Below are 26,492 nucleotides of genomic sequence, written 5' to 3'. Positions count from 1 at the left end.
AAATTCCAAATTTGGGCATCAAGCTACATAAAGACAAACCTTATCTCATTAGGCCCGCTTGATTGGCAAACCAGTTACGTATCGCTTTGTAACTAATATTTAGTTCTAAAAGGACTAGTCTTCCTTTTCTACAAGCTACGGAGAATAAAAGTTGAAAACATATTTGGTATTATTTGTATTTTTTTTGTGATTTTTGGTATTTGGATTAGGATACGCTAATGCCTATTATGAAAAATCGCACCTTCCTCTCCGATGATACGTTGCTTGAGTTACTCCGCCAAGGAGATACCCAGGCGTTTGAAACTATCTATACCAGATACTGGACCCGTTTATACAATCAGGCCTACAAGCGTTTGAAGTCGAAGGAAAGTACCGAAGAACTCATTCAGGAGTTGTTTGTAGATTTATGGGAGAGAAGAAGTGTTTTAATGATCACCCATTCCCTGGAAGCGTATTTACGAACGGCGACGAAATACCTCATCATCCAGTATTTTCAGAAAGAAGAAGTACGGGGCCGATATTTGCTCTATTATCAGCATTGGCAGGAGTCGACTACTTGTTGCACTGAAGAAGTAGTTGCTCTAAAGGACTTGGAAAATGCTCTCGAGCAACACTTGTCTAATCTTTCTCCCCAAAGTAAACTCGTCTATCAACTAAGCCGCCATCAGCATCTTACCATTACCGAGATTGCTCATCGATTAAATATTTCTGAAAAAACGGCTGAAAATCATTTAGGAAGGGCTCTCAAATCCTTACGGGTTTGTTTGAAAGACTACGTAGCTCTGGTACTACTCTTACTGTGCAAATAAAAATCAAATTTTTTTCAGCGTCTATTGGGGGTAAAGTCATGGTAAGCTCACTTCCTCTATAGAAGCTAGCCTATAACTGATTCCATGTGCTTATGAAGCCGCTTTTACCTATTCATTTATTGGAAAAATATCGGGATGGAAAAGCTTCCGAAGAGGAAATCAAGCGAGTGGAAGACTGGTATGAGTCTCACGAAAAAGAGGAAAATCCTTTAGATGAATTAGATGAGCAACAGCAGTGGGATTTAGGTAAAGCTCTCTATCAGGAAATTCAAGGCCAGATCAAACCCGCTAGCCGTTTTTCGGGGGTCAGACGATGGGTAACCATTGCTGCCAGTATTGTCTTAATTATACTAGGGGGAATCGTTTTCTGGAAATTCAGAAGCCAGGATAGAGCTGTTTTAGCTTATGAAAACACTATGAAAAACATTCACCGGGTTACGCTTGAAGACGGCTCGCAGGTATGGCTATATCCCGGGGCAAAAATTGATCTGGACGCTGACTTTAACCAGCAAACACGTTCGTTAAGGCTAAAGGGTGTCGCTTTTTTTCAGATTAAACGTGATGAAATCCGCCCTTTTAGAATTCACAGCAAGGGACTTTTAACCCAAGTATTGGGAACGAGTTTTCTGATTGATGCCAGCCCCGTACACAGAAGCGTAGAAGTATCCGTACTAACGGGCAAAGTTCGTTTGCAGGCAGAGCAGTCTCAAACCTATATAGTAGTTCATCCTAAGCAAAAGGTTTATTACCGAAAAGGGCTGGAAACAAAAATCTATCGAACACCAGAGCAGGACGCTTCTTCGGTTTGGGAAAAAGGCGACTTTGTCTTTGATAATATTCCTTTAGCTGAAATTTTTCAGGCTTTGACTCAGCGGTTTGGAGTAAAATTTCAAGTCGAAAACGAACAGATCTATCAGTGCAGGCTCACGGCTCACCTGACTCATCAAAATTTGCCGGATATTCTAGAAATGATTGCTAAGTCTCTGTCCATTTCTTATGAGTATGACCAGAATCATGTATTATTTAAAGGCCCAGGGTGTTCACCCTAGTCTCTAGCTATACTTCAAAATCCCTTTATCTAATTTTTATAAGTAAAGAAGGGTGTTGGAACCACCCTTCTTGATTCTTCCCAAAGCACTTTTGCCGAGTGCTCGGGAGGGTATTGTCTCACGTGTACAATTGAAACATCTAAATCTATGAAACAAAAGTTACTCCGTCCAAAACTGGTCAGAAAAATTATGCGTATTGGGTTTATTCAGCTCGCCTTTCTACTGCTGGTAGGAATGGTAAAGGCAGAAGTGAGTCATGCACAAATAGAGCTCGACAAAAAGGTAAGCGTCCATTGGGTTAATGTCCCCTTAAAACAGGCTATCCAATCTATAGAAAAACAGGCCTCCCTTCATTTTGTCTATAGCCCTAGCCTCATTGCGGTCGATCAGAAAATAAATTTGGTGAGTAAAGCAGAGAAAGTAGGGGTGATACTCAACCGGATTTTAACGCCATTGCTTATTAAATATGAGCTGGTTAATGGAAATATTATCCTGAGTCGGGCAACTACTCCTACCCCTATACCCCCGTTTTGGGAGAAGTCTTCTTCTCTGAAAGAAACAGTGCCCTCTCTTGTCGCAGAAACTGTATCATCTATTGCAAGAGACCGCATCATTCAGGGGAAGGTGACTTCCGAAACGGGAGAGCCGCTGCCCGGCGTTAATGTGTTGGTGAAAGGAACCAGCATTGGAGCCAGTACCAATCCCGAGGGGAATTATCAACTCTCACTTCCCGATCAGGCTGCGGCTACGTTGATCTTTACTTCCATTGGGTATCAAAAGCAAGAGATTGCTATTGGTAATCAAACCTCTTTAAATGTTCAATTGAAGTCCGACGAAAAAGCCTTGCAAGAGGTCGTAGTGGTAGGCTATGGCGAACAGAAAAAGGTTAGCTTTACCGGAGCCGAATCCGTCATCACAACGCGTGAATTAAAACAAAGTCCAACGGCTTTACTCAGCAACGCTATAGGTGGACGTATGGCGGGGTTAGTAACCGTTCAGCGTTCGGGTGAGCCAGGTTACGACGGGGCCAATATCTGGATTCGGGGCATGGGAACGTTTGGTTCTAATCAAGCTCCTTTACTGCTTGTAGATGGAGTAGAAAGGGATTTTAATAATATTGATCCTCACGAAGTAGAAAGCTTTACCATCCTCAAAGATGCTTCTGCTACCGCCGTCTTTGGGGTTAGGGGGGCAAACGGGGTGGTGTTGGTTAATACGCGTAAAGGAGTCAGTGGCAAGCCTAAGGTATCACTGACATTAGAGAAAGGTTTTCTAAGTCCAACCCGTTTGCCCCAATACGTAGATGGATATACGTACGCTACCCTTTACAATGAAGCCAATGCTAACGCGGATTTACCCTTACCCTACACGCAGGAAGTTTTAGATAAAATCAAGGATCAGAGTGATCCCATTCGTTACCCTAACGTAGACTGGATGAAGCTCATGAAGCACTCAGCCGGTCAGGAACACATGAACTTGAATATTTCGGGGGGTAATCCAACGGTGCGGTATTTTGTCTCTGCCTCCTACTTTCACGACCAAGGATTTTTTATTGAAGATCCTCGCAATGAATATTCCACGAATCTGAACCGTCAGCGATTCAATTTACGTACCAATGTAGATATTAATCTGAGTAAAGAAATAGAGCTTAGCATTGGCATTACGGGTATTTCTGAAAACCGAAATTTTCCTGGAACGGGCACACAGGAAATATTTAATCTCATGAATAAAGCTACGCCAGTGCTTTATCCCATGCTTTATCCTGATGGACGTATACCAGGTACCGTTGCTTCTGCCCGGGAAAATCCGTATGGTAAACTCACGCAGACGGGATACGCTACTGAATTCAGAGGAACCACCCAGGGAACCTTTGGCTTAAAGTATGATCTGAGTCGATGGATCAAGGGATTAAACATCCGGGGTCGATTTGCCTTTGACAGTTATAGCAGCAATAATATTGGCCGAAAAAAGAATTTTGAAACCTGGCTGGCATCTGCCCAAAATGATCCAACTACGGGTCAACCAATATATAATCTAACCGCCGAAGGAGATAAGTTTCTGGGATATACTATTTCTACTACGGGCGAAAGCAGAAGTTATTTAGAAGGCAGTTTAAATTACAATCGTACCCTGGGTAATCATGACATTGGGGCCATGCTGCTTTATAATCAGGGCGGGCGTCAGTATACGGCTGCAACAGCCATCGGTTCACTGCCTTATCGCCGCATGGGGTTAGTCGGAAGAGCTACCTATGGCTGGAAAGAACGCTACTTTACGGAAGTTAATTTTGGCTACAATGGTTCAGAAAACTTCCCCCGGGGTAAGCGGTTTGGCTTTTTCCCAGCCTTCTCAGCCGGATGGGTCGTCTCGGAAGAGCCTTTCTTTAAGAACCACGTTTCTTTCATTTCCCTCTTTAAACTCAAAGGTTCTTACGGCATTGTAGGTAACGACCAGATTAATGATCAGCGATTTATGTATCTGACGACACTGACCACAACCGATGGGTATTTGTTTGGTACTGAGTTTAACAATTCGATGGGAGGCATTAAGGAAAATACGATTGGCAATCCGAACATTACTTGGGAAACCTCGCGAAAGAGTAATATCGGTATGGAAGTACACGCCCTCAAAGACCGCATTACCTTATTACTTGATTTTTTTCGCGAGCATCGGACTAATATTCTTACCCAGCGAGGCACCGTTCCTGACCTACTGGGAATCCAGTCTCTGCCTTATGCCAACATTGGTATTGTCGATAATAAAGGCGTTGATGCCACGCTTAATTACCGGGCTTCTATTGGTAACGTTCGAATGGATTTGAAGGGTACCTATACTTTTGCCCGCAACCGCATTGTCTATAGTGATGAACCCATCCGACGGTATGACTATTTGCAACGAACGGGGCAACGCATTGGGCAACCCTTTGGTTTGGAGGCCATTGGCTTATTTAGTAGCCAGGAAGAAATTAACAATAGCCCTAAGCAGGCCTTTACTTCTACGGTAGCTCCAGGGGATGTAAAATACCGGGATGTCAATGGGGATGGCGTCATTGATATCTATGATGAAAAGCCCATTGGCTTTTCCAACGTTCCCGAAATGGTTTTTGGTTTTGGCGGAACCTTCACCTATAAAGGTTTTGATCTTTCGGTACTATTTCAAGGCGTTGGCAATGTAACGGTCTTCCGCAACTATCAAGGCTACATTCCTTTTTCGCAGGGACAGTTTGGTAATGTGTTAACAGCCGCTCTGGATCGCTGGACGGTAGAAAATCCAAATCCTGAAGCTTCCTTTCCCCGATTGTACCCGGGTAGTAATGATAACAATTACCGCAATAGTACTTTTTGGCAAATCAGTGGCAATTACCTGCGACTCAAAAATGCTCAGCTAGGGTATACCATTGCTAAACGATGGGCCCAGAAGATTAAGGCCGATAATATTCGCTTCTACATCAATGGGCTGAATCTAATGCTCTGGGATCGCATCAAGCATTACGATCCCGAAAGCGGCGATGGTGCGGGTAAATATCCGCCTTCAAGGGTAATCAATCTGGGTTTAAACCTTAACTTCTGAGCCTATTTTATATGAAAAAGACTGTTATTCGATTCACCATGTTGCTAGGGTTTGCTTGTTTGAGCTCCTGCGAAAAATACTTGGATAAAGCCCCGGAAGAACTCTTGTCTCTAGAGGTCACGTTTGCCAATCGTCAGTATACGGAAAGCTTTCTCTACCGTATTTATAACTACCTGCCTAGCTATAACTTCTGGATGGATCAACCCTACAATGGCATAGCTGATGATACGGACATTACCTGGAATCGGAGTAATTATCCTAGTTACGATATGAACTTAGGCAACTGGAATCCTACTTCGGCTATTGTGGGGGATATCTGGCGAAACCACTATCAAGTGTTTCGACAAATAGCCATTTTCCTGGCCAATGTAGATAAAGCTCCCATTTCCAACGAAAACAAAACGCTCTACAAAGCTGAAGCCAAGTTTTTAAGAGCTTTTTATTACATGAATCTTGTTCGTTTGTATGGCCCCGTTCCTCTGGTTATTTCAGAGGTATCCTTTGATGATCCCAGCTTTAATATTGCTCGTAATACAATGGATGAATGCCTGAACCAGATTATTAAGGATCTGGATGAGTCGGCTCAGGACTTACCTCTCAAGCACGAAAACATCTGGGCGGGAAAACCAACCAAGGGAACGGCCCTGGCCATGAAAGCCCGAATTTTGCTGTGGGCTGCCAGTCCGTTAGTGAATGGTAATACAGACTTAGCCGGGATGGTGGGGAAGGATGGGAAAGCCCTGTTTTCTACCAGCTTCGATAAAAACCGCTATAAGCTGGCGATGGACGCTAGTAAGGCCGTTATTGATTTAAATGTTTACAAACTCTATACCGTACTGGATAGTAAAGGAGCCATTGATCCATTGGCTTCCTACAAAGGCGTATTCATCAGCCAATATGCCAACGATGAAGTCATCTGGGGTAGAAATTTAAGTGGAGGTAATTCGCTGGAGCTGGACCAACATTGCATGCTTCGTAGTAAGGGCGGCTGGAATGGGGTTGCTGTAACTCAGAAATCTGTAGATACGTATGAAATGGCCAATGGAAAGCCCATCACCGATCCTACTTCGGGTTATCTGGAGACGGGTTTTTCTAAGGAAGCTACTGCCTATGCTCCTAAAGGCACGTGGAATATGTACGTCGGAAGAGAACCCCGATTTTATGTGTCTGTTAACTATTCAGGGGCTCCCTGGTGGGATAACAGCAAAGCTGAATTTTTCTATAAAGGCAAGGATGGCAAGGAGATTGGAAGGGACGACCATTCGCGAACGGGTTATTTGGTACGCAAGTTCATTGACCCTGTTAGTGATCCGATTGCGAACCGAAACCGGGCTAAAGTCTTTTCCTACATCCGTCTGGCTGATGTATATCTGATGTATGCCGAAGCCTCTAATGAATTCTCAGGCCCCACTGCCGAAGCTATAGAATATGTCAACCGGATTCGCCAGCGGGCGGGTCTCCCTGCTCTGCCCACGGGAATCTCACAAGCAGATTTACGCGAGCGAATTCGGCACGAGCGGGCTATTGAACTTGCCCACGAACAGCTCCGCTATTTTGATCTACGCCGCTGGAAACAAGCTAGTGAAATGAAAGGAGCTTTTGAAGGCATGTCGGTAGATCTAGGTTCCAGTGCCAGCGATGAGAGTTTTTTCAAGCGTTCAGTTTTTGAGACCCGGGTGTTTGAAAACAAACATTACTGGTGGCCCATTCCACAAAGCGAAATCGACAAGAATCAGGCTATGGTTCAAAACCCAGGCTGGTAAGATCAATAGTTTCCGATTATTGAAGCTCTGTATGGATACAGGCTTGGTTTTCTTCCAAGGCTTATGAACGGTTCTTCTAAGCCTTGGATTCTTTTAATGTCCTTAACTATTTAGTAGAAAGAGCATAAAAATTTTAGGTCTTTTAACCATTTAGGGGTAATTAATTGATTGACTAAAAGGCTTCCAACAAGGTAAAGAATTTCGTATAAACTGCATAGTATGAGAGAGTGGAAGAATTGAATCAAATTAGGTAATGGTAGATGTAGCTCAAAAGGTAATGGTGATCGGTAGAGCTCAGTTCGATGAGAATCCTTTGAAAATAGGTATGGGTTAGATGCGGTGTGTACCAGTACTCTGACATGTTAAGTATCAAAAGGAAAGTCTAAATGCTTCCGGCAAGAGGAGTTTAAAAATTAATCCCGAACTGGAAACCGGGAGTAAAGGCCACCCCGTGATTGTTCCCAAAACGTAGGGGCAAGAGTAGGGCTACAAAGTACCCGTGACTTTCTTTCTTGATAACGGTTTTAGAAAGAACGGGGGTGAAGCCATAGCGGCCCGAAGTTTCAAAGGCCGCTCGAAGGGCTACGACGTACCCTTTGTGAAAACGTAGCAAAGCTCCCGGATGAAAAAGAAAATTAGACATCCGGCTTTGACCGGATTCGGCCCGAATAAAGGGCACAAACTCCGCCGAGAAACCCACCTTTTCACTTTTCCAGAGATTCAGTCCGATGGGAAATCCTACCTGGTAATAGTTTTTAAAATTAGTTGTTACCTGACCTTCGCTAAAGCTGACGAGCGGATGTAAAATCCCTACGTATCCGGTAATTTTAGGATGCTCGACCGCCGTAGATTGGGCAAAGGCCAGGCCTTCTAAAAGTAATACAAGCTTGACTAGTAAGAGCAGCCGAAGGATTGAAGTTAGACTTCGACTAAAAGCATAAGTAGATAACATGGAGCAGCCAACGGTTTTTAATTCTTTACTTCGTTAGGCTGCAAGATTAAGGTTGTTTACAGGGCCAAAATAGAACACGTATTTCCTTTGGAACCAGTTTTACGTTTGGGCCTGCTTTTTTCTGAATTGACTAGGCGTTACATCCATATACTTTTTGAAAACCCGGGTAAAGTGGCTCTGGTCGGAAAAACCGGTAAGGTAGGCGATCTCGGAAAGGGAATAGGAGCTAGACCGAAGCAAATACAGAGCTTTATCAATGCGTTGTTGTTGCAAATACTCGGTAAAGGAGGCATTTTCAAAGTAACGGGAAAATTCACGGGATAGGTAACTAGGATTGACTTTCACGTGTTCTGCTAACTCCTGAAGGGTGAGCGTAGCATCCAGATTGTTGTCAATCAGATGTCTCAGTTCGTGCACCCAGTCGGGTACTTTAGTTTTCTTCTGATGATCCAGATAGGTGTGATAAATTTCCAGTAACAGCTTTTCAGCGGGGGTCTGAATATGTTTCTGCTGATAGAGCTGGCTGGCCCAGGTATAAAGAGCATCGTAGAGAATAAAGCCCTGAGCAAGCAAAGCCTGATCGTCAGTAATATTAAACGCCAGCCCTGCGGATATGGCCCACAGACCGGGAGATTGACTAGCTAGCGAATGGTCATCGGTATCGGCACCGCGAATAATGGGAGCCATACGGTAAAGAGCGGGGTCCGTGAGCTGATGTTTCTTGAGGATATAGTCGAAGGTGCAAAAGCGTTCATAATGCGTATACTCTGCACCGGGAACGTCAAAAGCAATAGCTTCTAGCCTGGAGGCTACTGAAAGTACATCGGATTCAGGAACAAAGAGGAATTCGGCTTCTGGATCAATGAATCGGCGAATAAGCCAGGGGCACGCCAACCGATCAATCTTAGGCCGTTCACGGGTAATCCATTTCATGATGGAATGTTTTTCGGGCAAACCTATGGTAAATATTTAATTTCACTCATAGTCTGCTTTCACCTAGCAATTTAGTATTTAATAGAGAATTTTATAAGTGCTAAAGGTACACCGAGAAGATTTACCTTGGTTGCAGAGATAAAAGACAAATGTTTTACTAGGCAAGCAGCCTAGGAATAGATGAAGCCTATTTCAAAGGATACAAGCAGGTATCTTTTGAAACAGGCCCATGATTAGAACTCCTGCAATGAGGAGTACCATTGCAAATTATCGCGGCAGTATCTGGAATCTGCTTAAGATACTTACGAGTGCAATCAAAACCATCCCAACGCCAGACGGCATAAAGTTAAGTAGCTCGTAAGGCCAGTAAAATGCCCTCCCGCCTAATTACCCTTAATGTAGCAGCTGTCTAAAAGGATTTTAGTTTACCCCTGAACTAATGACTTTTCTGGTGGCATTGGAATTTGATGGCTAATAGGTAGTATTTAAACAAATGAGCATGGCAAGTCAAGAATTCTCTGGTTTTATTCGGGTCAAAGGAGCTTCCGAACATAATCTAAAGGCCGTTAACCTGAGCATTCCCCGCGATGCTCTAGTGGTATTTACGGGGATTTCGGGGTCTGGTAAATCTTCTCTAGCCTTTGGTACTTTGTACGCCGAAGCACAGCGAAGATACCTGGATTCAGTGTCTCCCTATGCTCGACGACTCTTTAATCAAATGCCAGTGCCTAAGGTGGAGCAGATTGAAGGTTTACCGCCGGCCGTAGCCTTACAGCAACAGCGGGGAGCGGTCAGTACCCGATCCTCTGTAGGTAGTGTAACGACGATCTCTAACCTCTTACGCATGCTGTATTCCCGGGCCGGGGATTATCCCGATGGACAATCCATCATTTACGCGGAAGGTTTTTCGCCCAATACGCCCGAAGGGGCCTGCCCGCATTGCCACGGCTTGGGAAGAGTGTATGAAGTAACGGAACGCTCCATGGTGCCTGATGACACGCTTACCATTCGTGAGCGAGCGGTTGCGGCTTGGCCCGCGGCCTGGCAAGGTCAAAACCAACGCGACATTTTAACTACTTTAGGCTACGATATCGATGTGCCCTGGAAGGATTTACCGCAAAAAACACGGGACTGGATCCTTTTCACGGAAGAGCAGCCCGTTGTTCCCGTTTATGCTAATCGCAGTCGGGAAGAAGTAAAACAGGCGATCAGTAGAAAGCTTACACCTGATTACATGGGTACCTTTACCAGTGTGCAGCGGTACGTCATGCAAACGTTTGCTACTACTCAAAGTCCCCTCATGAAAAAGCGGGTGGCTCAATATATGCTGAGTAGTGAGTGTAAAGTATGCGGGGGCAAACGTCTTAAAAAAGAGTCCTTAGCCATAAAATTTTCTGGATTAGACATTGCCGAGATGGCTCGCCTATCCCTGGAAGGAATGGCTGATTTATTTTCCAGCTTTCTTCAGCGAAAAAGGAAGTCTTCTCTAAAAGACACCAGCCCAGAAAAGATATTGGTGGCCGACCGAATTGTCGAAGATGTCCTGAATCGCCTTCAGGTAATTCTGGATTTGGGCTTAGGTTATCTTACGCTGGAACGTAGCACGCCAACGCTGTCACCGGGTGAGTTACAGAGGCTTCGCCTGGCTGCTCAGGTTTATTCCAACCTATTTGGCGTAGTATACGTGCTGGATGAGCCTTCTGCGGGCCTTCATCCCGCCGATACAGAAGCCTTACTCCGAATTCTGGATCGACTTAAAGCAGCTGGCAATTCCTTATTTGTCGTAGAACACGAACCAGAAGTCATTCAACATGCAGACTGGATTGTTGATGTAGGACCCGCTGCGGGAGAATTAGGAGGACAAGTGCTCTATAGTGGTCCTTTGGGAGGCTTAGAAAAAGTGGAATCTTCGGTTACTAAAAAGTATATTTTTGAGGACTTTAGCTTTCCTAACCACAAACGTCAGCCTACCGATTGGCTCAAGTTAGAAGGGATTACCAGAAATAATCTGCACCAACTTTCGGTAGACATTCCCCTCGGAGTATTTACCTGCGTTACTGGCGTATCTGGCTCGGGTAAGAGTAGCCTGGTCAGCCAGGTACTGGTAGAGTTAGTATCCAATGCTCTGGGAACATCCATGCCTGTAGCTCCAGAGGTTGAAGATGAAAACCCCTTAGAGAAAATTACAATAGAGACTCTGGGAGGAACCATTACCGAAGGAATAGAAAGCATTAAAAGGCTAATCGTCGTTGATCAGAAACCCATTGGGCGAACACCCCGTTCGAATTTAGCTACGTACACAGGTGTCTTTGATAACATTCGGAAGTTGTTTGCGGCTACTCCAACTGCCAAAGCCAGAAAGTATGATGCCGGGAGGTTTTCCTTTAATGTAGCCAAGGGCCGTTGCCCTCATTGTGAGGGCGAAGGTTCGGTAATGGTAGAATTACTGTTCCTGCCCAGTGTGTATTCTCCCTGTCCTACCTGCCAGGGCAAACGGTATAACCCAGAAACTTTGGAAGTCAAATACAACCACAAGCACATTGCCCAGGTGCTGGCACTTTCAGTCGATGAAGCTTATGCATTTTTCAAAAATGATAAAGCCGTTGCTCAAACACTAGGGGTCATTCGGGACGTAGGTTTAGGCTATCTGCGATTAGGACAGCCGGCAACGGAGCTTTCGGGAGGAGAAGCCCAACGCATTAAACTGGCGACTGAACTGCAAAGGCAACAGCAGGGTAATACGCTCTATATCCTAGACGAACCGACTACGGGTTTGCACCCAGCTGACGTTGAAAAACTAATGGTTCAGTTGCAGAAACTCGTTGAAGCTGGAAATACGGTGATTGTTATCGAACATGATATGAGTGTAGCAGCCGCTAGTGACTACGTTATTGACATGGGTCCTGGGGCAGGTAACCAGGGAGGAAAGGTGGTGGCTCAAGGTCCTCCCGGTAGTATTTCAAAAAACACCGAAAGCAGAACAGCACCCTACTTACTCCCCTACATTCAGGAATAACAAGGGGACTAAACGCCTCTTCAATGATTCAAGAGGCGTTTAGTCCCCTTATTACTTTAAGGTGAATTTTATAAAAATCGAGGATAGTTTCTAGAGCTTGATTATTTGCCATCATTACCAAAAGCAGGCTTATGAAACTCTATTCTATGAACAGTCCCCAAATGCTCCTTTTCACTCGTCAAAACGTACGGTAAAGTTTAGTTTTACAGAATCCATAATGACATGGGTGTAAAATTGCTTGACACTGGGGTTATTCATTAAATAGTGTTTCGAGAACGCTTCGTACGCCTGCATACTTTTGGTCTCTACGATAAGCACAAAATCATACATTCCCGTTACGTAATAATTCATTGTTTTACTTGAGAACAAGTGGCCATTAAATCCTTGAAGCTATCAATCACAGTGGAGTTGCCTAGATGCAGAGTTACATCGACGATGCAGCTAACCGTCATCCCTGCGGCTTTAGGTGATATAATCGACACGTCGGCGACAATGACTTTCTGGTCTCGGAGTCGCTTGAGGCGTCGTTGTACGGCACTTGTACTCAAGCCGACTTGATAACCAAGCTCTTCGGCTGTTATTCGATTATTGACCTGAAGCTGCGTGAGTAGTTGTTTGTCAAGCTCGTCTAAGTTTTGCATAATTTACCTATTTAAAGGCCTAAACTTAGTTATTTTATGCGTTTATACGGTTTATTTACCCAAAACAGATGATAGCAACTCCCTACCTTTGTAGGCGTCTTTTGCATGTTTATGAGGCAACTGATGGTTGCTAGCTTCTATGAAAATACTCTCTTTTTTACTCTTGATTTGCTCCCTCTCAACGGCTGTATCGCAACCTAGGTCCGTTCAACCTATCGACAGCCTCATTCAACAAAAGATGCAGGAGGCGAAACTGGTTGGGGTAGGAACCGCTATTATCATCAACAACAAAGTAGTTTGGGAGAAAGGGTTTGGCTATGCTGATCGAGAGAGACAGATTCCATTTACCCCCTAAACGGTAATGAACATTGCTTCGGTGAGCAAAACCTTCCTGGGTTTCTGTATTATGAAAGCCGTAGAGCAGGGAGTTGTATCGCTTGATGAAGACATTAACACCTACCTGCCTTTTACCGTGAGTAACCCCAATTTCCCTAATGAAAAAATTACCTTGCGACACTTGGCCACCCATACGTCTGGTTTGATAGACCGTTATCCGTTCTACATGGATAGCACCTATTTTTATGGGGGTAAAAAGCCAGAACCTCTGGGCGATTTTTTGAAGAATTATTATGTATCAGGAGGAAAGTACTATTCAAAAGCTAATTTTCTACCTGCTCGGCCCGGTACCAAACGTGACTATTCTAACATTGCAACGGGTTTGGCCGGTTATATCATCGAAATAAGAACTGGCCAAAAATTGCCTGAATACAGCAGACGGTATATTTTCAAGCCACTGAAGATGAAGCATTCAGGCTGGGGACTGAATGAGATTGATCTTCGTCGCCATGCCAAACTCTACGAAAAGAAAGAGGATCGTATGGTTCCTATTTCGCTCTATGAATGTACCACCTATCCCGATGGCGGTGTACGAACGTCCGTGCATGACTTAGCCAAGTTCTTTATAACGTTGCTGGATAATGGAAAATATGAAGACAAAAGGCTTCTAAACGAGGAGCTGGCAGTAGAGATGCTCCGGTATCAATACACCCCGGACCATAAGCCAGACAACGTAGCTATCGATAAACTTAATTCGGGTATTTTTTGGTCTACCAAACTAGGGGCAACCCGCATTGGGCACAATGGTTTCGACCCGGGCGTGCGAACCTTTATGCTATCGGATCTAGCTAAGGAAGTAGGGATCATTGTTTTTTTTAACGCATCGCTTAGCGATCAAGAGGAGAACCTGTTTTTTGCTATTTATGAAGAGCTTTACAAGTATGGGCAATCGCTGAAAGCAAATAGTTATACCCTTGATAAAAAACAGTGAACCTAACAGAGATCCTGAAAGTAAAGATAACTGTAAGCAAAAAGGTGAAGGTGGCTATTATATGAAAACCTATATGCCAATAAAGTTTTAGAAACTAGATTTGACTATTTTGCTTTAACTATGAGTTAGAGTGAGTGTATAACTTAGAAGTTAAATCTGATTCAAGTATTTATCATCACAATAAGTAAATATCCGATTAAGGATATACAGAGAAAGTCGTCTGTGAGTTCTCTAATTATAAATAGTGACAAGTACAGTATGGCTTTCATTTGATATTAAGGTCATTGTAAAATACTGTAAGTGTATCAATAGTTAAATTCTAATTCCATTTAATAATAGGGAGAGAGAGACTTACTTACTGGCTCTTAACCTGATTCATTACTTTAAGAAAAGTTGTATACAAATTCTCGCATCTTTTCTTAAAGTAATGAATAAATTTATAGTAGTTTTAAAAGTTATCGATTCAACTTTCTCTTCAATTTTCGAACTAGCCCTTCAATTGAGTTTTTGTAATCGGTGAAGGGAGATAACCCGGTGCGTCCTACCAGATTATCTCCTAAATATCGATTTTCAACAATTTGCCCAGTCAGAATATTGGTAGGTCTTCTCATATACATTTTATCGATAGCTACATCTGACCAGACAGGTGAATAATAAATGCAATCGTTAAAATAATAATGAGTAACCTGACTATGGCGGGAAGCACCTTCTCTTAAAATAGGCTCACCTCCGTGTAATAATGTAGCGGCCCAGATGAGTGCCTGGCCTTTTTTTACTTTAAAAACCTCTTTTTTATAGCCGGTGACATCAATTAGTTTGTGGATGAACTTCTCATATTCTAGATACTGATGGTATTGATCGGCGTCTTTAGATCCTTGGAAGCCTACATCTGCCATGTCATAATAGGGTAATTTATGGCTACCTGGATAGTAATGAAGAGGTCCGTTTGTTTCATCAATATCTTCCAGAGCTACCCAGACGCCACACATAAAACGTTCAGGGATAGAATGAAAATGAATGGCATCACTGTGTGTCTTTTGTTGGGATCCTACTCGAAAATTCAGTGTTTGAAAAGGGAAGGGCTCTCGGCCATACAAAATTCGTAGCATATCCATAATCTTTGGACAGCCCGCTATATCTTTTACTAATGGTGTAATATTCCACGCATCTTGTAAGCGGGGAGAAGTGTAATGCGGTTGTAATAAATCAATGATGCTATCGAAGGTGCTTTCGGGTAAATTTGTATCCAAAATAAGATAACCCTTTTCGGCAAAATGTCTGACTTGTTCTTTGGTTACTTCATCCAGATTGGCTTGCTCAAGCTCTAGTTTAAAAAAAGGAGAATCAATCCAAGGGAGATTCATTCGGTAAACTTCTTGATTCATAGGGAGGAGTATTAAGATGTAAGAATTTAAATGGATTGGTCAATGCGGTTCATAAGTGGAAGGCTAGCAGGAAATTCGAATTTGCGGGCAAACAATAATTCCGATTGCATTAACTCTTCAAAATCACTCTCAACCAGCGGGTGGCTATACTTCTCAATGGGGCGATTCCAATGGGTATAAGTATAGTTTGTATTGTTGATGGGATCAATTAATTCAGCAGGAGCATTAACTAGAATTGTTTGATAAAATGTCTCATCTGGACATAAAGCATAGGAAAAATATTTTTCCATGGCTGGATTTTTTTTACAGAAATCTATCAGATAGAGGCAGGTTTTTCGAGTTAAGCGAACCCAGTTAGAACCAAAATAGAGCGTATATCTTAGTGGATTCAGATGTGGCAATGGAAATTGACCACTGGCTTTTAAAATATTATCTTTTATTCGATTGAGCAAAGTATGTCCGTCGCTGGGGTATTTGAGAACCAACCTTTTTGTTAAAAAAAAATAATAGCGATTATATCGGCTCAAATGCTGTTGTAGGTGCGGTTGCTCCAAGGAATAGTAACTGAGGAAATTCATTTTTGGGTGATCAAGCCAGAATTTATTCAAAACATCATTGCTAACCAGGGGATAATCCTGAGCACTTAGCAGTACTATTCTATGCGTTTCAGGGTTCATTATAAGCCATTGTCTAATCCCTGCAAGATTCGACTTTATAAAAGAATAAGAGCCCCATTGACTGATATAACGTTCCTGAACAAAACTAACATTGGAGAAATTAGATACTGCTCTTTCGAAATTAGTACTGTCAACACTCTTATCGATTGAAATTAAAAAATTGCAGTAATCAGATTGTAACCGTTCAACTAATCGCTTGAGTTGATCAGGGTTTTTGTGAGCAAATATCAAGTACGTACAATTAGGTGTATCCATTATAAATAATTGAAATGTCGTTTACGAAAAAGTAGCTATAGTTGATAGTGAATAAACAAGTATTAATTTTATCACTAACTAGATAATAGGTTGAATGAATGAGCATGTTGTTGAAGACTAGGTAATGACCTATAAGCACCCAAACTTATTTGGAGATAAAGCATTAGATGACAGTGATATAGCCGAAAATAGATCCCTTTTATCACTGTGTGAATTGGAAAAAGAAGCAAGAGTAGTAAGTATAATGCTGTTTTAGAGAAGTGTCTTCTAATTAAAAGTATAGCTATAATGGAAGTTAAAAAAGGATGGGTGAGTAGGGTTGGTAAGAAAGAACAAAAGATAGATGTCTGTAATTGACATCTATTGAAAGCAGCTATACGTTCCAAGAATAGATGGGCACTCAGGTTAATACTATTAATGTCCTTCATAGGAGTATTTGTAAGGTAATAGTGCTGTGGCAGCTCCTGTTATCTATACCTGAATACTCTAAAAGGTTATCAATGTATTTTAAAATTTCACTATAATATATTGTTTTAGAAGTGCTTGTACATCACCTCCAGTATACAATGATAAAAACAAATATCAGATTTGTCTCACCTTTTAAAGTTGGGAAGTATCTCTATTACTAATTGGAAGAAGCCTGGCATTCCAGAGAAAATAGTTTTAAAGGGTGTTCGACGGCTTTGTGGGTGTAGCCTTTTTAAGTGCTGATGACTGCATTATTAGTAGCGTAAACCATCTGCCCATTATTATCTATTCCAAAACCGAATTTGCTAGAGTACTAATGTACTGATGACGATTCCCTTTGCTTTACCCACTAATTGCTGATTAAGAGAGGTCAGCCGTATCTAGCAAATCACTTTCCATCTCAAGAGAGCGATATACGTTGCAATGAGCTCATTAGTATTATCAGAAAGTAAAAATAGTTCTATATTCCTTCATAGAGTAGAAAGAATATTTTTAAGCAATAATACTCAATTTTAAAAACAATTTACTAAAATTTAAAGCAGTATAATATTTATGTAATTGCATATCCAAGGATGATGTAGATTTATTGGAAATCTATTATCAAACTATTTGTCGTTTAGAATTTTATTAGTCCTTTTCTGTTTTATTGTTAGCTCCGCTTAATGATCAATAGATAAAGGCAAAGCCTGAATTTAAAAAGAACCACTCAGATCAATAAGCTTGCATCCGAGTGGTTCTTGAAAATGTAGTTACTATTATCTTTTAAATTAGTCTATCTTTTGTTGTAATAATACGTATAGCTAATAAAGGGTCTATATATTCATTTTTTTTCTGAGATCGCTGGCTTTGTTACACGCGAAATTTTCATTACTTCTGATTCATTACCATCCGTAGTTTTGCACCAATTGACGATTCACATCCAGTTCGGTAATGGGTATAGGCATTAAATAATGTCGAGTTTGGAATACGCGAGTTTGCAGGGGGACTGCCTTATAAAAGACGGCTAGTCCTGCTTCCTGGCTGTTTACATCTAGTCCGGTAGCTTTCAATTCTTCAGCCGATGGACGGGAATTCATGCCGTGCACGGGGCCATTATCAACGGTCTCTGCAATCAACCAGCGACGTACATCCCAAAAGCGATGAGCCTCAAAAGCAAATTCTACGCGATTTTCATTCTGAACCCGTTTGCGAAAACCTTCTAAAGTCTGATCTGATGCCAAAATAGGCAAAGCTGGCATGGATACCCGAGCTCTTACGGCATTAATGGCCTGGAATGCTTCTGCTGTGGGTTTACCATTGTACTCGTTAAGGGCTTCAGCATAAGCCAGATAAAACTCAGCTAATCGGAAGATAGGATAATTGCGACGAGCGTCAGGAGACGTGTACCAGTTGCCAATATCAACCGAAGGGTCGCACCATTTTCGGATGGTATAGCCGCTAATAGAAGTGGTTCCTCCACCCTGCATAGGCCAGCCGTTGGTGCCGTAGGCTTGGCCGCTACCCCACCAGGCTAAGCGAATGGGTACTTTAGTCCGAGCGGCCGCCCACATGCTATTTTGAAAAGAAATGGTAGCATACAATCGAGGGTCTCGGTCTTTGTAACGGTTGGATATATTCGTCAGCGTTACGGAGCTACCCGTACCATCGGCCCCCACCATCGTACCCGACCAGGTGCCCGTCGTAACATAACCCGAACTGGGGTCCGTGATAGGCTTCCCATTTTTCATCTCATAGCTATCGACGAGTTCCTGAAGCGGACTATAATGAGACCATCCGCGAAAGGCTCCGCCGTAGGGCAGGTGGTATTGTTCAATCATCTTCGTGTTGGGATGATTATAAGGAAGAATGGTTTCCTGCCAGTCGCGAGTGAAAAAGAGTTTTTCGTAGCTACTGATAGGATCACTCGAGCTGAAAAGTTTGTAATCCAGATCTAACACTTTTTTAGCAGCTTCTGCCGCCCGTAGCCATTTTTCCTTGGAATACGTTTGTGGGAACAAAACTTTACCATCCCTGTTTACTACGCCTGCGTACTTGGTGTTGCCGTTAAACAAAGGGCTTGCCGCGTAAAGAAGTGTCCGGGCGGCCAGTGCCAAAGCAGCCCCTTTATTGGCACGGCCCAGCTCTGCGTCGGGATGATGCTCGGGAAGTTGCCCTGCTACTTCATTACATTCTTTGACAATAAAGTCTACTACCTCTTCCGTTGAATTCCGAGCTACACTGTATTGCCCCTGATCGGTATAATCCAGCGATCGGGTGATGAGGGGTACGGCTCCATAGCGTTTAAAAAGCTCGAAGTAAAATAGAGCTCGCAGAAAACGGGCTTCAGCCACGTACTGAGGAATCAGAACTGCATATTTTGAACTTTGCTCGGCAGGTATGGGCACCGTAGCAATTTTCTCCAGAAAAATATTGGCTTTGCGAATATCCTGATACCGGTCTTCCCAGTTGCCCAAAGGGTTGTTTTCAGAGTTCCAGGCTCCTAGATTGTACTGCTCCGAACCTGAACCTGCATACCAGTGAAAAATGGCTTCGTCAGTAGAACAGGCCTGATCGCTGATGTACTGACCATTTCCATCTAAACCCGTGGGTAACTTGCTGTATAAGTGTGCTAATACCCCATTGACGGTATTGATGTTGGCCCATACTTTATCTTCAGTAACTACTTCTGAAGGAACAACATCCAAAAACTTGGAACAGGATCCTAAGCTGACGGCGATGGTCAGCAAAATATATTTAGAGTATTTCGTTATCATCGATTCAGAGATTATAGGCCAATTGTCAAACCACCATTGAAGACTTTTTGCTGGGGATAATTGCGAGAGTCATTAGGAATCTCTGGATCAAAAATCTTGAGTTTATCCCAGGTAATCAGGTTAAGGCCATTGACAAAGAAGCGGCCCGTTTTTAATCCAACTCTGCTTAGAATTGATTTAGGCAGCGTAAAACCTATTTCAACATTTTTCAGACGAACGTAGTTACGGGAGGTCATCCAATAGGTAGAAATCTGATTATTGTTGACGTTGGCCGAAGAAGAAAGACGAGGATATTTGGCATTCGGTCGGTCGGTAGTCCAGTAATTGTCCTTAACATCAGCCATTACTCCTACATCACCACTGAAAGGCCAGACCGCATCTCCCGTTAGCCAGACGTTACCTCCAAAGGCTCCCTGAAACAAGATACTTACATCGATCAGCTTGCTATTGAAGCCCAGGGCTAAGCCAGCCATGGTCGTCGGTACAGTGACTTTGCCATTGTAAGCCCGATCCAGTTCATTGATGACATGATCTCCATTCATATCCTTGTACTTGATATCTCCTGGAACGATACGTCCAAATTGAGACTGATCGGGGCTATTATCAATGTCTTCCTGGCTTTGGAATAAGCCCAGAGCAATCATGGAATACTGTTCATTAATGCTCCGACCGGTTCGCTTAATGTAGGGGCGGTCTTGGAAACTAGGCTCATCCATTTGCAAAATCTTGTTTTGAGCATAGGACACATTTCCCTTGATGAAATAATTGATATTTCTGAATCGCTTGCGGAGCTGTGCTTCCAGTTCAAAGCCTTTGTTTTCTACTTCGCCCAGGTTTAGATAAGGTAAACTGGTAATACCCAGGGTGGCAGGGATGGTACCTGGCTGAGCCAGAATGTTTTTACGTCGTTCGTAAAAGACATCTGCTGTAGCGGTGAAGGCATCATTGAATAGCCCCAAGTCCATCCCCAGGTTATACTTAAGAGCTTTCTCCCAGGTTACATTGGTCGCACCCAGTACATCTTCAGCGGCACCCGTGTATGCAACCCCGTTATAGTCTCTGCCAAATTGATAACCGCCAGCGTTCAGTGACCAGGTACTTTGGTAAAGAAAACGTCGCTGGCCAATCTTGTCATTTCCTACGGTTCCTACGGATCCCCGCCATTTAAGCAAACTGACAAAGGAAAGCTTACCCTTCATGAATGATTCATTGGACATAATCCACCCGGCAGACATGGAAGGGAAAAGATCGTAGCGTTTCCCTCGGGGGAAGTTTTCGGAACCGTTATAGCCAAAATTAATCTCGGCAAAGTACGTGTCGTTGTAGGCATAGGTGCCCCGACCAACGAATCCATTGTACTTATAAGGTAATCCTGCAATGGCATAGCCCGATCCTACCTGGTCGAAGTAACTTTGCTGGTTATAAAGGAGCATACCCGTGACGGCGTGCTTTTGGGCAAAAATCCGGTTGTAATTAGCATATAATTCAATCCAGGTCCGGCGGTTGCTATTGGCAGACACGTCATAGCTAAGGGTATTGGTTCCTTCCCAGATTCGACGGTAGGTCCCTTTGGAGAGATCTGTTTCGTTTTCGTCGGCCAGAGAATATTGGTAAGTCCACAAATTCTTAACGCGGCGAACATTCCGGTAACTGTAAGAGTCAAAGGAAAGTCGGCCTCGCAGGCTTAAGCCCTGCGTAACAAAGGGCAGTTGCAGGGTAAAGCCGGAGGTAGCCTGTAGCGTATTCTCAAAATTTCGCTGATAACCGCCCTGGGTCATACGGCCGTAGGGATTTATCGCTTTTGAATCTAATCCAGAAATACTACCGTCGGGATTGGTCATGGGATACAACCAGGGCTGCATGGCTTGCAAGGAGCCGAATATATCGCCTGCCCCAATGGGTGGGAAGTTATTATCACGAATGATACTTCCCAGGTTTAATTCCATGACCAGATACTTGTTGATGTCCAGGTCTATATTGGATCGAAAATTATAGCGATTCGAGCGAGCCTGTATATCATAATCTTTGATCTGGTCAGCAAAGTTGTAAAGACCATTCTGACGCAGATAAGACAGAGAAACAAAGTGCCGTACCGAACTGGTACCTCCTGAAACGTTGATGTTAGCCTGCATCATCGATGCCGAGGGCCGGATCATCTCTTTTAGCCAGTTTACGTTGGGATACAGATAAGCATAAGAGGGTTTGCTACGGTCTCTGAATTTGTTCAGGTATTCATCCGTATACATGGCCGAATTTTTTCCATCGTTTATCAAAGCCGTCCGATAGAGGGTGAGAGCATCGTAGGAGTCCAAGTATTCGGGCAGGCGGGTGGGCATCTGAATGCCCTGTTGCACCGTAGCCGTAATGTTAGATCGGCCTTCTGTACCACGGCGAGTCGTCACCAATACTACGCCGTTGGCTCCCCTTACTCCGTAAACGGCAGTAGAGGCGGCATCTTTCAGAATGGAAACGGTTGCTACTTCATTCGCGTCGATGCTTCCAAAAGAGCGTTCAACCCCATCTACTAAGATAAGCGGACTTTGACTCCCACTAAATGTAGCCATGCCCCGTATCCAGAGCTGGGCTCCGTCATAGCCGGGTTCTCCACTGGTCTGTAAGGTGGTGAGTCCAGGCAGCCTTCCCGCCAGAGCATTACTTAAGTTTGCTACCGGACTTTGGGTTAGTTCTTTCGTCCCCACGGAAGAAATGGCTCCCGTGACAGCTAATTTTTTTTGTGCTCCAAAACCTACCACGACTACCTCACTCAGATCCTGCTGTTTATCTTTTAAGGTGATGATCATTCGTTTCCCAGGAATAGCCCTTATTTCGATAGGAACATAGCCAATTGCACTAATCTGAAGGGTATCCTGATGATCTGCTTTTAATGTAAAATCACCATTGGTGTCAGAGATAACGCCTCGAACGGTACCTTTCAGGCGAACCGTAGCCCCCACCACAGGCGTTTTGGTATCAGAAATAATGTGGCCTGTAACTTCGGCATTCTGAGCAGCAACGCCCGTAATACTTCCCCATAATAAAAGGCCATAGAGCAGTAGATTTTTCATCCATTTGTATTGATTTAAGGTTACACTAAAACGTTGAGATTAATAGTCTATGGAAACAAATAGGCAATACATTACCTGACGCACATAGGAACCTATAGGCGTAAAGAAATTGCAATACTGCTTCGATCTATCCGAAGGCCTTCGGTAGATATTGAATCAAATAACTTACCTGGCTCAGCTAAATGAATAGCGAGCAAGTAACTGATATTTAAAGGGGAGATGTAATCAAAGAATTACACACCCAGCTCTTTAAGCTGAGCTACTAGATCTTTGGTAATTTCTTTCATCATAAGAACAAAACAGATGTTTGAATTAGATTAGGCGGCCAGTAAAGTAGATACAAGTTTACTCGTATGTTAGGTCAAATGTAGACGTATAAACCTGAGATGATACATATACTTTTTATGGCTTTTAATACAATTTTAACTTTTTGTTATCAATACCATATAGCTTGTTCTTAGCAACGATCAATACCTTAGAATGAGGATACTTTTTAAGATTTACAATTGTTAAACCCTGCTGTAAATTATGGTTTATGAAACCTTTCCTACTTGAGGGTTAATGGTGAAGGCAGGTAAGTTCCTTCTTTGCTCTAAAGACAGCGGAGGGGTCAATAATCACTTTAATGCTCGTCTGCGACTGTGTTGCAGATGAATGGAGGTGTAAACGAGACCCTCTGCCCGTCATGTCGAATGAAGTGAGAGATCTTTTGCAGAATGGGACGGGGCTGAGGTTAGTAAAGTAGCCTCGAGGCCAAATACTTTTGCAAAGGCAATAAGGTCCTTCACTTCGCTCTGGATGACAGGAGGAACAGTAAGGAGAGACTAACGCACTTTATTTAAAATGTGATTTATAAAAATTCACGGTAAAAAACTCAAATAAAGGAATCTAGTTCGGCGGCAGTTGCCAAGCGAATCTGATTAGCTCCTTATAACTTTCTACCAACAACGACGCTCCATAAAAGCTATACGTGTTCGTTTTTGCTGGCCCATTTTTTAGGCTTCATCCCGATACATTCTTCGAATAGTCTGCCGAAATGGCTTAAGTTCGTAAAACCAAGACGGTAGCCAGCCTCAGATACCGAAAGCCGCTCCTCTTTCAAAAGCCGGGATGCTTCCTGCATACGCAGATGCTGAAAATAGTCATATAACCCTTTGCCAAACACTTGCTTGAAAAGTTTACGTAATTTCAATTCATTCATACCACTGAGTTTAACTAATTCGGCGATGGGTAAGGCCTGATCTAGGGAGGCACTCATGGCATTTCGCACTCGGTAAATAGCCTCCATCTCCGCCGTACTCATGGACCGATAAGGGCTGGCTTGTCGATACCCCAGATTTTTAAACAGAAAATAAAGCAGGTGCAACGATTTTAGTCGATAATACGCATCCAGGAGTGCCCCCTCTGGAGTAGCAGTAACGATCTCATCCACCAGTAAGGCAATCTCGGGTGACATGAATTCCTCAATCCAGAAGGTATTCTCCGCCTCGAAGAGATGGCTAAACCTGGACTGATCTTTCCCAAGAAACTGTTGCAAGTAACTCATCTCAATCAGGATCGTAACCTGCCTGATATGCGATCGTTTGGGAAAACTAACTTTACTTGCTATACGCGAAGGCGTTATTCGTACGTGCGGCCTTTCCTGGGGTAATCGGTTATTCGGGTCTGCTCCCTGTTCTAGGGCACCCTTAAAAATATTCTGAAAGGATATGAACAGCCCCTTTTCGATGATAGTAATGGGCTTTCTTTCATACGTAAATTCTTCCTTTGAAATCAGTGAACGGATCATAATCATCATTTCGGGTAGAAAATCGACAATCCTCATCTCCTGAAACTCCAAATCGGTCAATCCACCTAATTGGTCAGAATCAGATACGCCTAATTTAGCTGCCAGTTGAAGCATGGGTTGACTATCGTAAGACGAATGCATGTTTTTGGACTATTTATATTCGTTTTTCCGATATTTTGCTCGTAAACCTACCAATACTTTTGCAAAGTCTACCAACGAAAGACTTAGCATCATGAAAAAGCGAATGATTATCTCGGGCGGAGGAATAGCCGGGCTCACGGCCGCTATCTTTCTTCAAAAACAGGGGCATGAAGTAACCATTTTAGAGCGAGCCAAGGCATTTACAAATGCGGGTTATTTGCTATCCCTCAAAAATTTTGGGGTGAGAATTATGGAGGAGCTAAATCTGGCCAAGCCGTTACGTCAGGCAGCAACGCCCTCTGACTTCATGGATTTTGTAGAGGGGCAGGGAAACCTCATCCGGCGTATTAGTTACGAAAAGATGAACGAAGGGATGGAACCATCCATCACGCTCACCCGGGGTGACCTGCACCGCGAAATTCACCAAGCCATAAAAGACAAAGTGAATATTCTGATGGACACCTGCATTGACTCTGTGGACCAGGACGCCCATACGGTAAGGGTTACCTTAACTACTAAAGAAATTCTGGAAGCAGATGCTCTCATTATTTCTGAGGGCTTACGATCTACTACTCGCGAGAAATGTTTCGAAGACAGCAAACTAGAAGATTTCAACGTTTTTTACGTAGGGGGACGACTACGCAGAAATCATACGTACCAAGTTGGGTCTTTTAAAACCTTCATTGATGTTCATAAAATGCTTTCCATCTACCCAATTAGTAAAGATGAACTGGCTATTCAATGCTATATCTATCAGACACAGGAGGTTTCCAGCCTACGGCAAAATGCCCGGCAACTCTTAGAGCAGACGTTCCAGAACTATTCTGTGGAAGTGCAGACCTTAATGGCTGACCTGGTCGAAAGTGGATTAGTCTTCGCTGATAAAATGGGAATGATTCATGCTCCAAATCTAGTTAACGGAAGAATTCTTTTGCTGGGCGATGCGGGCTATTGCCCTACGGCTCTATCTGGAATGGGAGCTTCATTGTCAATCTACGGAGCAAAAGCTTTGGCCCATTTCATGGCCGACTCCCCTCAGGATCTTTTGCAGGCGTTTACGCATTACAATGCTCTCATGCAGCCAGTCATTGAGAAATTTCAAAGCAATGCCAGAAATAACGCCGCCTCCTTCCTGCCCAAAGACGAACGGAATTTACAGGCATTTGCTTCTGCCTTCAGGAATGCTTCCGAATCCGAAGCTCACCGGAGGTTAACGGATCAAATCATTCTTACTCCTGATCAATGGCAATTGGTCCTTCCCTAAGCACACGATAAAAATCAATAAGGCATTATTCATTCTAGTCTGCTGTAATCAAACATGCAGACGGCCAGAGCATTAGTGTAAAGATTTTGAGGACTTTATTGTAGCTTCAGCATGAGTTTGACGGCGAATCTCATGTTGGGATTATTGAATGGATTTAGCGGAGACCGTTGGTAATAATAACTATCTCTTAGCTGAGGGATACTATCATTACTTAATCATCAGCGTCTGTCATTCAGAGTGAAGCGAAGAATCTTAGGTCCTTTTTTAAGCTTATTGGGTCATGTGGTAACTTGATTAAACCAGCCCCGCCCCTACGATAAGGCAGGTTCCACCTGCCTTATCTCCCTAGTAAAGCGAAGGATCGCATTCCGATTCGCATGAAGCTATTTAATTTTTAAACAATCTCTTAGACCTTGGCAATCATTGGAGAGATTCAATGCCTTCTACTGATCCCCTACCTAATTAAGTAAAAGTTTTTCAATGGGTGCATGTATAAGCGGACTAGTTGTATGTATTATGAATGAAGCAATATTGATGAATAAAGAGCAGATGAAACTTCGATAGTTAATTATTTTTTTGATTTAATAACGATATAAAAACGTTTTTAAAACTAAAATTATTAATTGCATATTTTC

At 43.1% G+C, this 26,492-nt stretch carries 15 protein-coding genes and 1 pseudogene; 7 read left to right on the top strand and 9 right to left on the bottom strand.

Going from position 1 to position 26,492, the window contains the following annotated elements; genetic code table 11:
• The first annotated feature begins 227 nt into the window (after window positions 1–227).
• The 4 genes from QE357_RS20560 (at window position 228) to QE357_RS20545 (ending at window position 7,191) form a co-directional block, all read left to right on the top strand.
• Window positions 228–809, top strand: coding sequence for an RNA polymerase sigma factor (locus tag QE357_RS20560; RefSeq protein ID WP_307144354.1), 582 nt, complete (start codon window positions 228–230; stop codon window positions 807–809).
• A gap of 92 nt (window positions 810–901) precedes the next feature.
• Window positions 902–1,858 carry a FecR domain-containing protein gene (locus tag QE357_RS20555; protein ID WP_309711723.1) on the top strand — a complete coding sequence of 319 codons (957 nt, stop codon included), beginning with the start codon at window positions 902–904 and terminating at the stop codon, window positions 1,856–1,858.
• 147 nt (window positions 1,859–2,005) lie between these two features.
• Window positions 2,006–5,428 (top strand): TonB-dependent receptor, encoded by a 3,423-nt coding sequence (locus QE357_RS20550; RefSeq protein ID WP_309711720.1) that lies wholly within the window; start codon window positions 2,006–2,008, stop codon window positions 5,426–5,428.
• Between the two features lie 11 nt (window positions 5,429–5,439).
• Window positions 5,440–7,191 (top strand): RagB/SusD family nutrient uptake outer membrane protein, encoded by a 1,752-nt coding sequence (locus QE357_RS20545; RefSeq protein ID WP_307144351.1) that lies wholly within the window; start codon window positions 5,440–5,442, stop codon window positions 7,189–7,191.
• Between the two features lie 406 nt (window positions 7,192–7,597).
• Here the strand turns inward: QE357_RS20545 and QE357_RS20540 are convergent, their stop codons facing one another.
• Window positions 7,598–8,143, bottom strand: coding sequence for a hypothetical protein (locus tag QE357_RS20540; RefSeq protein ID WP_309711717.1), 546 nt, complete (start codon window positions 8,141–8,143; stop codon window positions 7,598–7,600).
• 99 nt (window positions 8,144–8,242) lie between these two features.
• Window positions 8,243–9,076: a chromate resistance protein ChrB domain-containing protein gene (locus QE357_RS20535; protein ID WP_309711714.1), complete on the bottom strand. Its 834-nt coding sequence runs from the start codon at window positions 9,074–9,076 to the stop codon at window positions 8,243–8,245.
• Window positions 9,077–9,575: 499 nt separating this feature from the next.
• Between QE357_RS20535 and uvrA the strand changes: the two genes are divergently transcribed.
• Window positions 9,576–12,092 carry an excinuclease ABC subunit UvrA gene (gene uvrA, locus QE357_RS20530; RefSeq protein WP_309711711.1) on the top strand — a complete coding sequence of 839 codons (2,517 nt, stop codon included), beginning with the start codon at window positions 9,576–9,578 and terminating at the stop codon, window positions 12,090–12,092.
• A 171-nt stretch (window positions 12,093–12,263) separates the two neighbouring features.
• Here the strand turns inward: uvrA and QE357_RS20525 are convergent, their stop codons facing one another.
• Window positions 12,264–12,443: an Lrp/AsnC ligand binding domain-containing protein gene (locus QE357_RS20525; RefSeq protein WP_309711708.1), complete on the bottom strand. Its 180-nt coding sequence runs from the start codon at window positions 12,441–12,443 to the stop codon at window positions 12,264–12,266.
• A complete protein-coding gene (locus tag QE357_RS20520; protein WP_309711705.1) occupies window positions 12,440–12,733 on the bottom strand; it encodes an AsnC family transcriptional regulator in 294 nt (97 codons plus the stop codon). Before QE357_RS20520 ends, QE357_RS20525 begins: the two co-directional genes overlap by 4 nt.
• A gap of 139 nt (window positions 12,734–12,872) precedes the next feature.
• On the opposite strand from QE357_RS20520, the pseudogene QE357_RS20515 reads away from it, so the two are divergent.
• Window positions 12,873–14,060 (top strand): annotated as a pseudogene (locus tag QE357_RS20515) (serine hydrolase domain-containing protein).
• 455 nt (window positions 14,061–14,515) lie between these two features.
• On the opposite strand, the gene QE357_RS20510 reads toward QE357_RS20515, so the two are convergent.
• The 5 genes from QE357_RS20510 to QE357_RS20490 form a co-directional block, all read right to left on the bottom strand.
• Window positions 14,516–15,445: a phytanoyl-CoA dioxygenase family protein gene (locus QE357_RS20510; RefSeq protein ID WP_309711702.1), complete on the bottom strand. Its 930-nt coding sequence runs from the start codon at window positions 15,443–15,445 to the stop codon at window positions 14,516–14,518.
• Between the two features lie 26 nt (window positions 15,446–15,471).
• A complete protein-coding gene (locus QE357_RS20505) occupies window positions 15,472–16,377 on the bottom strand; it encodes a beta-1,6-N-acetylglucosaminyltransferase (protein ID WP_309711697.1) in 906 nt (301 codons plus the stop codon).
• 1,349 nt (window positions 16,378–17,726) lie between these two features.
• Window positions 17,727–19,598 carry a RagB/SusD family nutrient uptake outer membrane protein gene (locus tag QE357_RS20500; protein ID WP_309711694.1) on the bottom strand — a complete coding sequence of 624 codons (1,872 nt, stop codon included), beginning with the start codon at window positions 19,596–19,598 and terminating at the stop codon, window positions 17,727–17,729.
• An 11-nt stretch (window positions 19,599–19,609) separates the two neighbouring features.
• Window positions 19,610–22,663: a TonB-dependent receptor gene (locus QE357_RS20495; RefSeq protein ID WP_309711691.1), complete on the bottom strand. Its 3,054-nt coding sequence runs from the start codon at window positions 22,661–22,663 to the stop codon at window positions 19,610–19,612.
• Between the two features lie 964 nt (window positions 22,664–23,627).
• The gene (locus QE357_RS20490) at window positions 23,628–24,593 is read right to left on the bottom strand and encodes an AraC family transcriptional regulator (protein ID WP_309711688.1); all 966 of its coding nucleotides are present in this window, start codon (window positions 24,591–24,593) and stop codon (window positions 23,628–23,630) included.
• A gap of 91 nt (window positions 24,594–24,684) precedes the next feature.
• Between QE357_RS20490 and QE357_RS20485 the strand changes: the two genes are divergently transcribed.
• The gene (locus tag QE357_RS20485) at window positions 24,685–25,857 is read left to right on the top strand and encodes an FAD-dependent monooxygenase (protein ID WP_309711685.1); all 1,173 of its coding nucleotides are present in this window, start codon (window positions 24,685–24,687) and stop codon (window positions 25,855–25,857) included.
• The last annotated feature ends 635 nt before the right edge of the window (window positions 25,858–26,492 follow it).

It is taken from the genome of Siphonobacter sp. SORGH_AS_0500 (assembly GCF_031453245.1).
Classification (GTDB): Bacteria; Bacteroidota; Bacteroidia; order Cytophagales; family Spirosomataceae; genus Siphonobacter.
The sequence above is the reverse complement of the archived record's forward strand: the minus strand, read 5'-3'. Positions and strand labels throughout refer to the sequence as shown.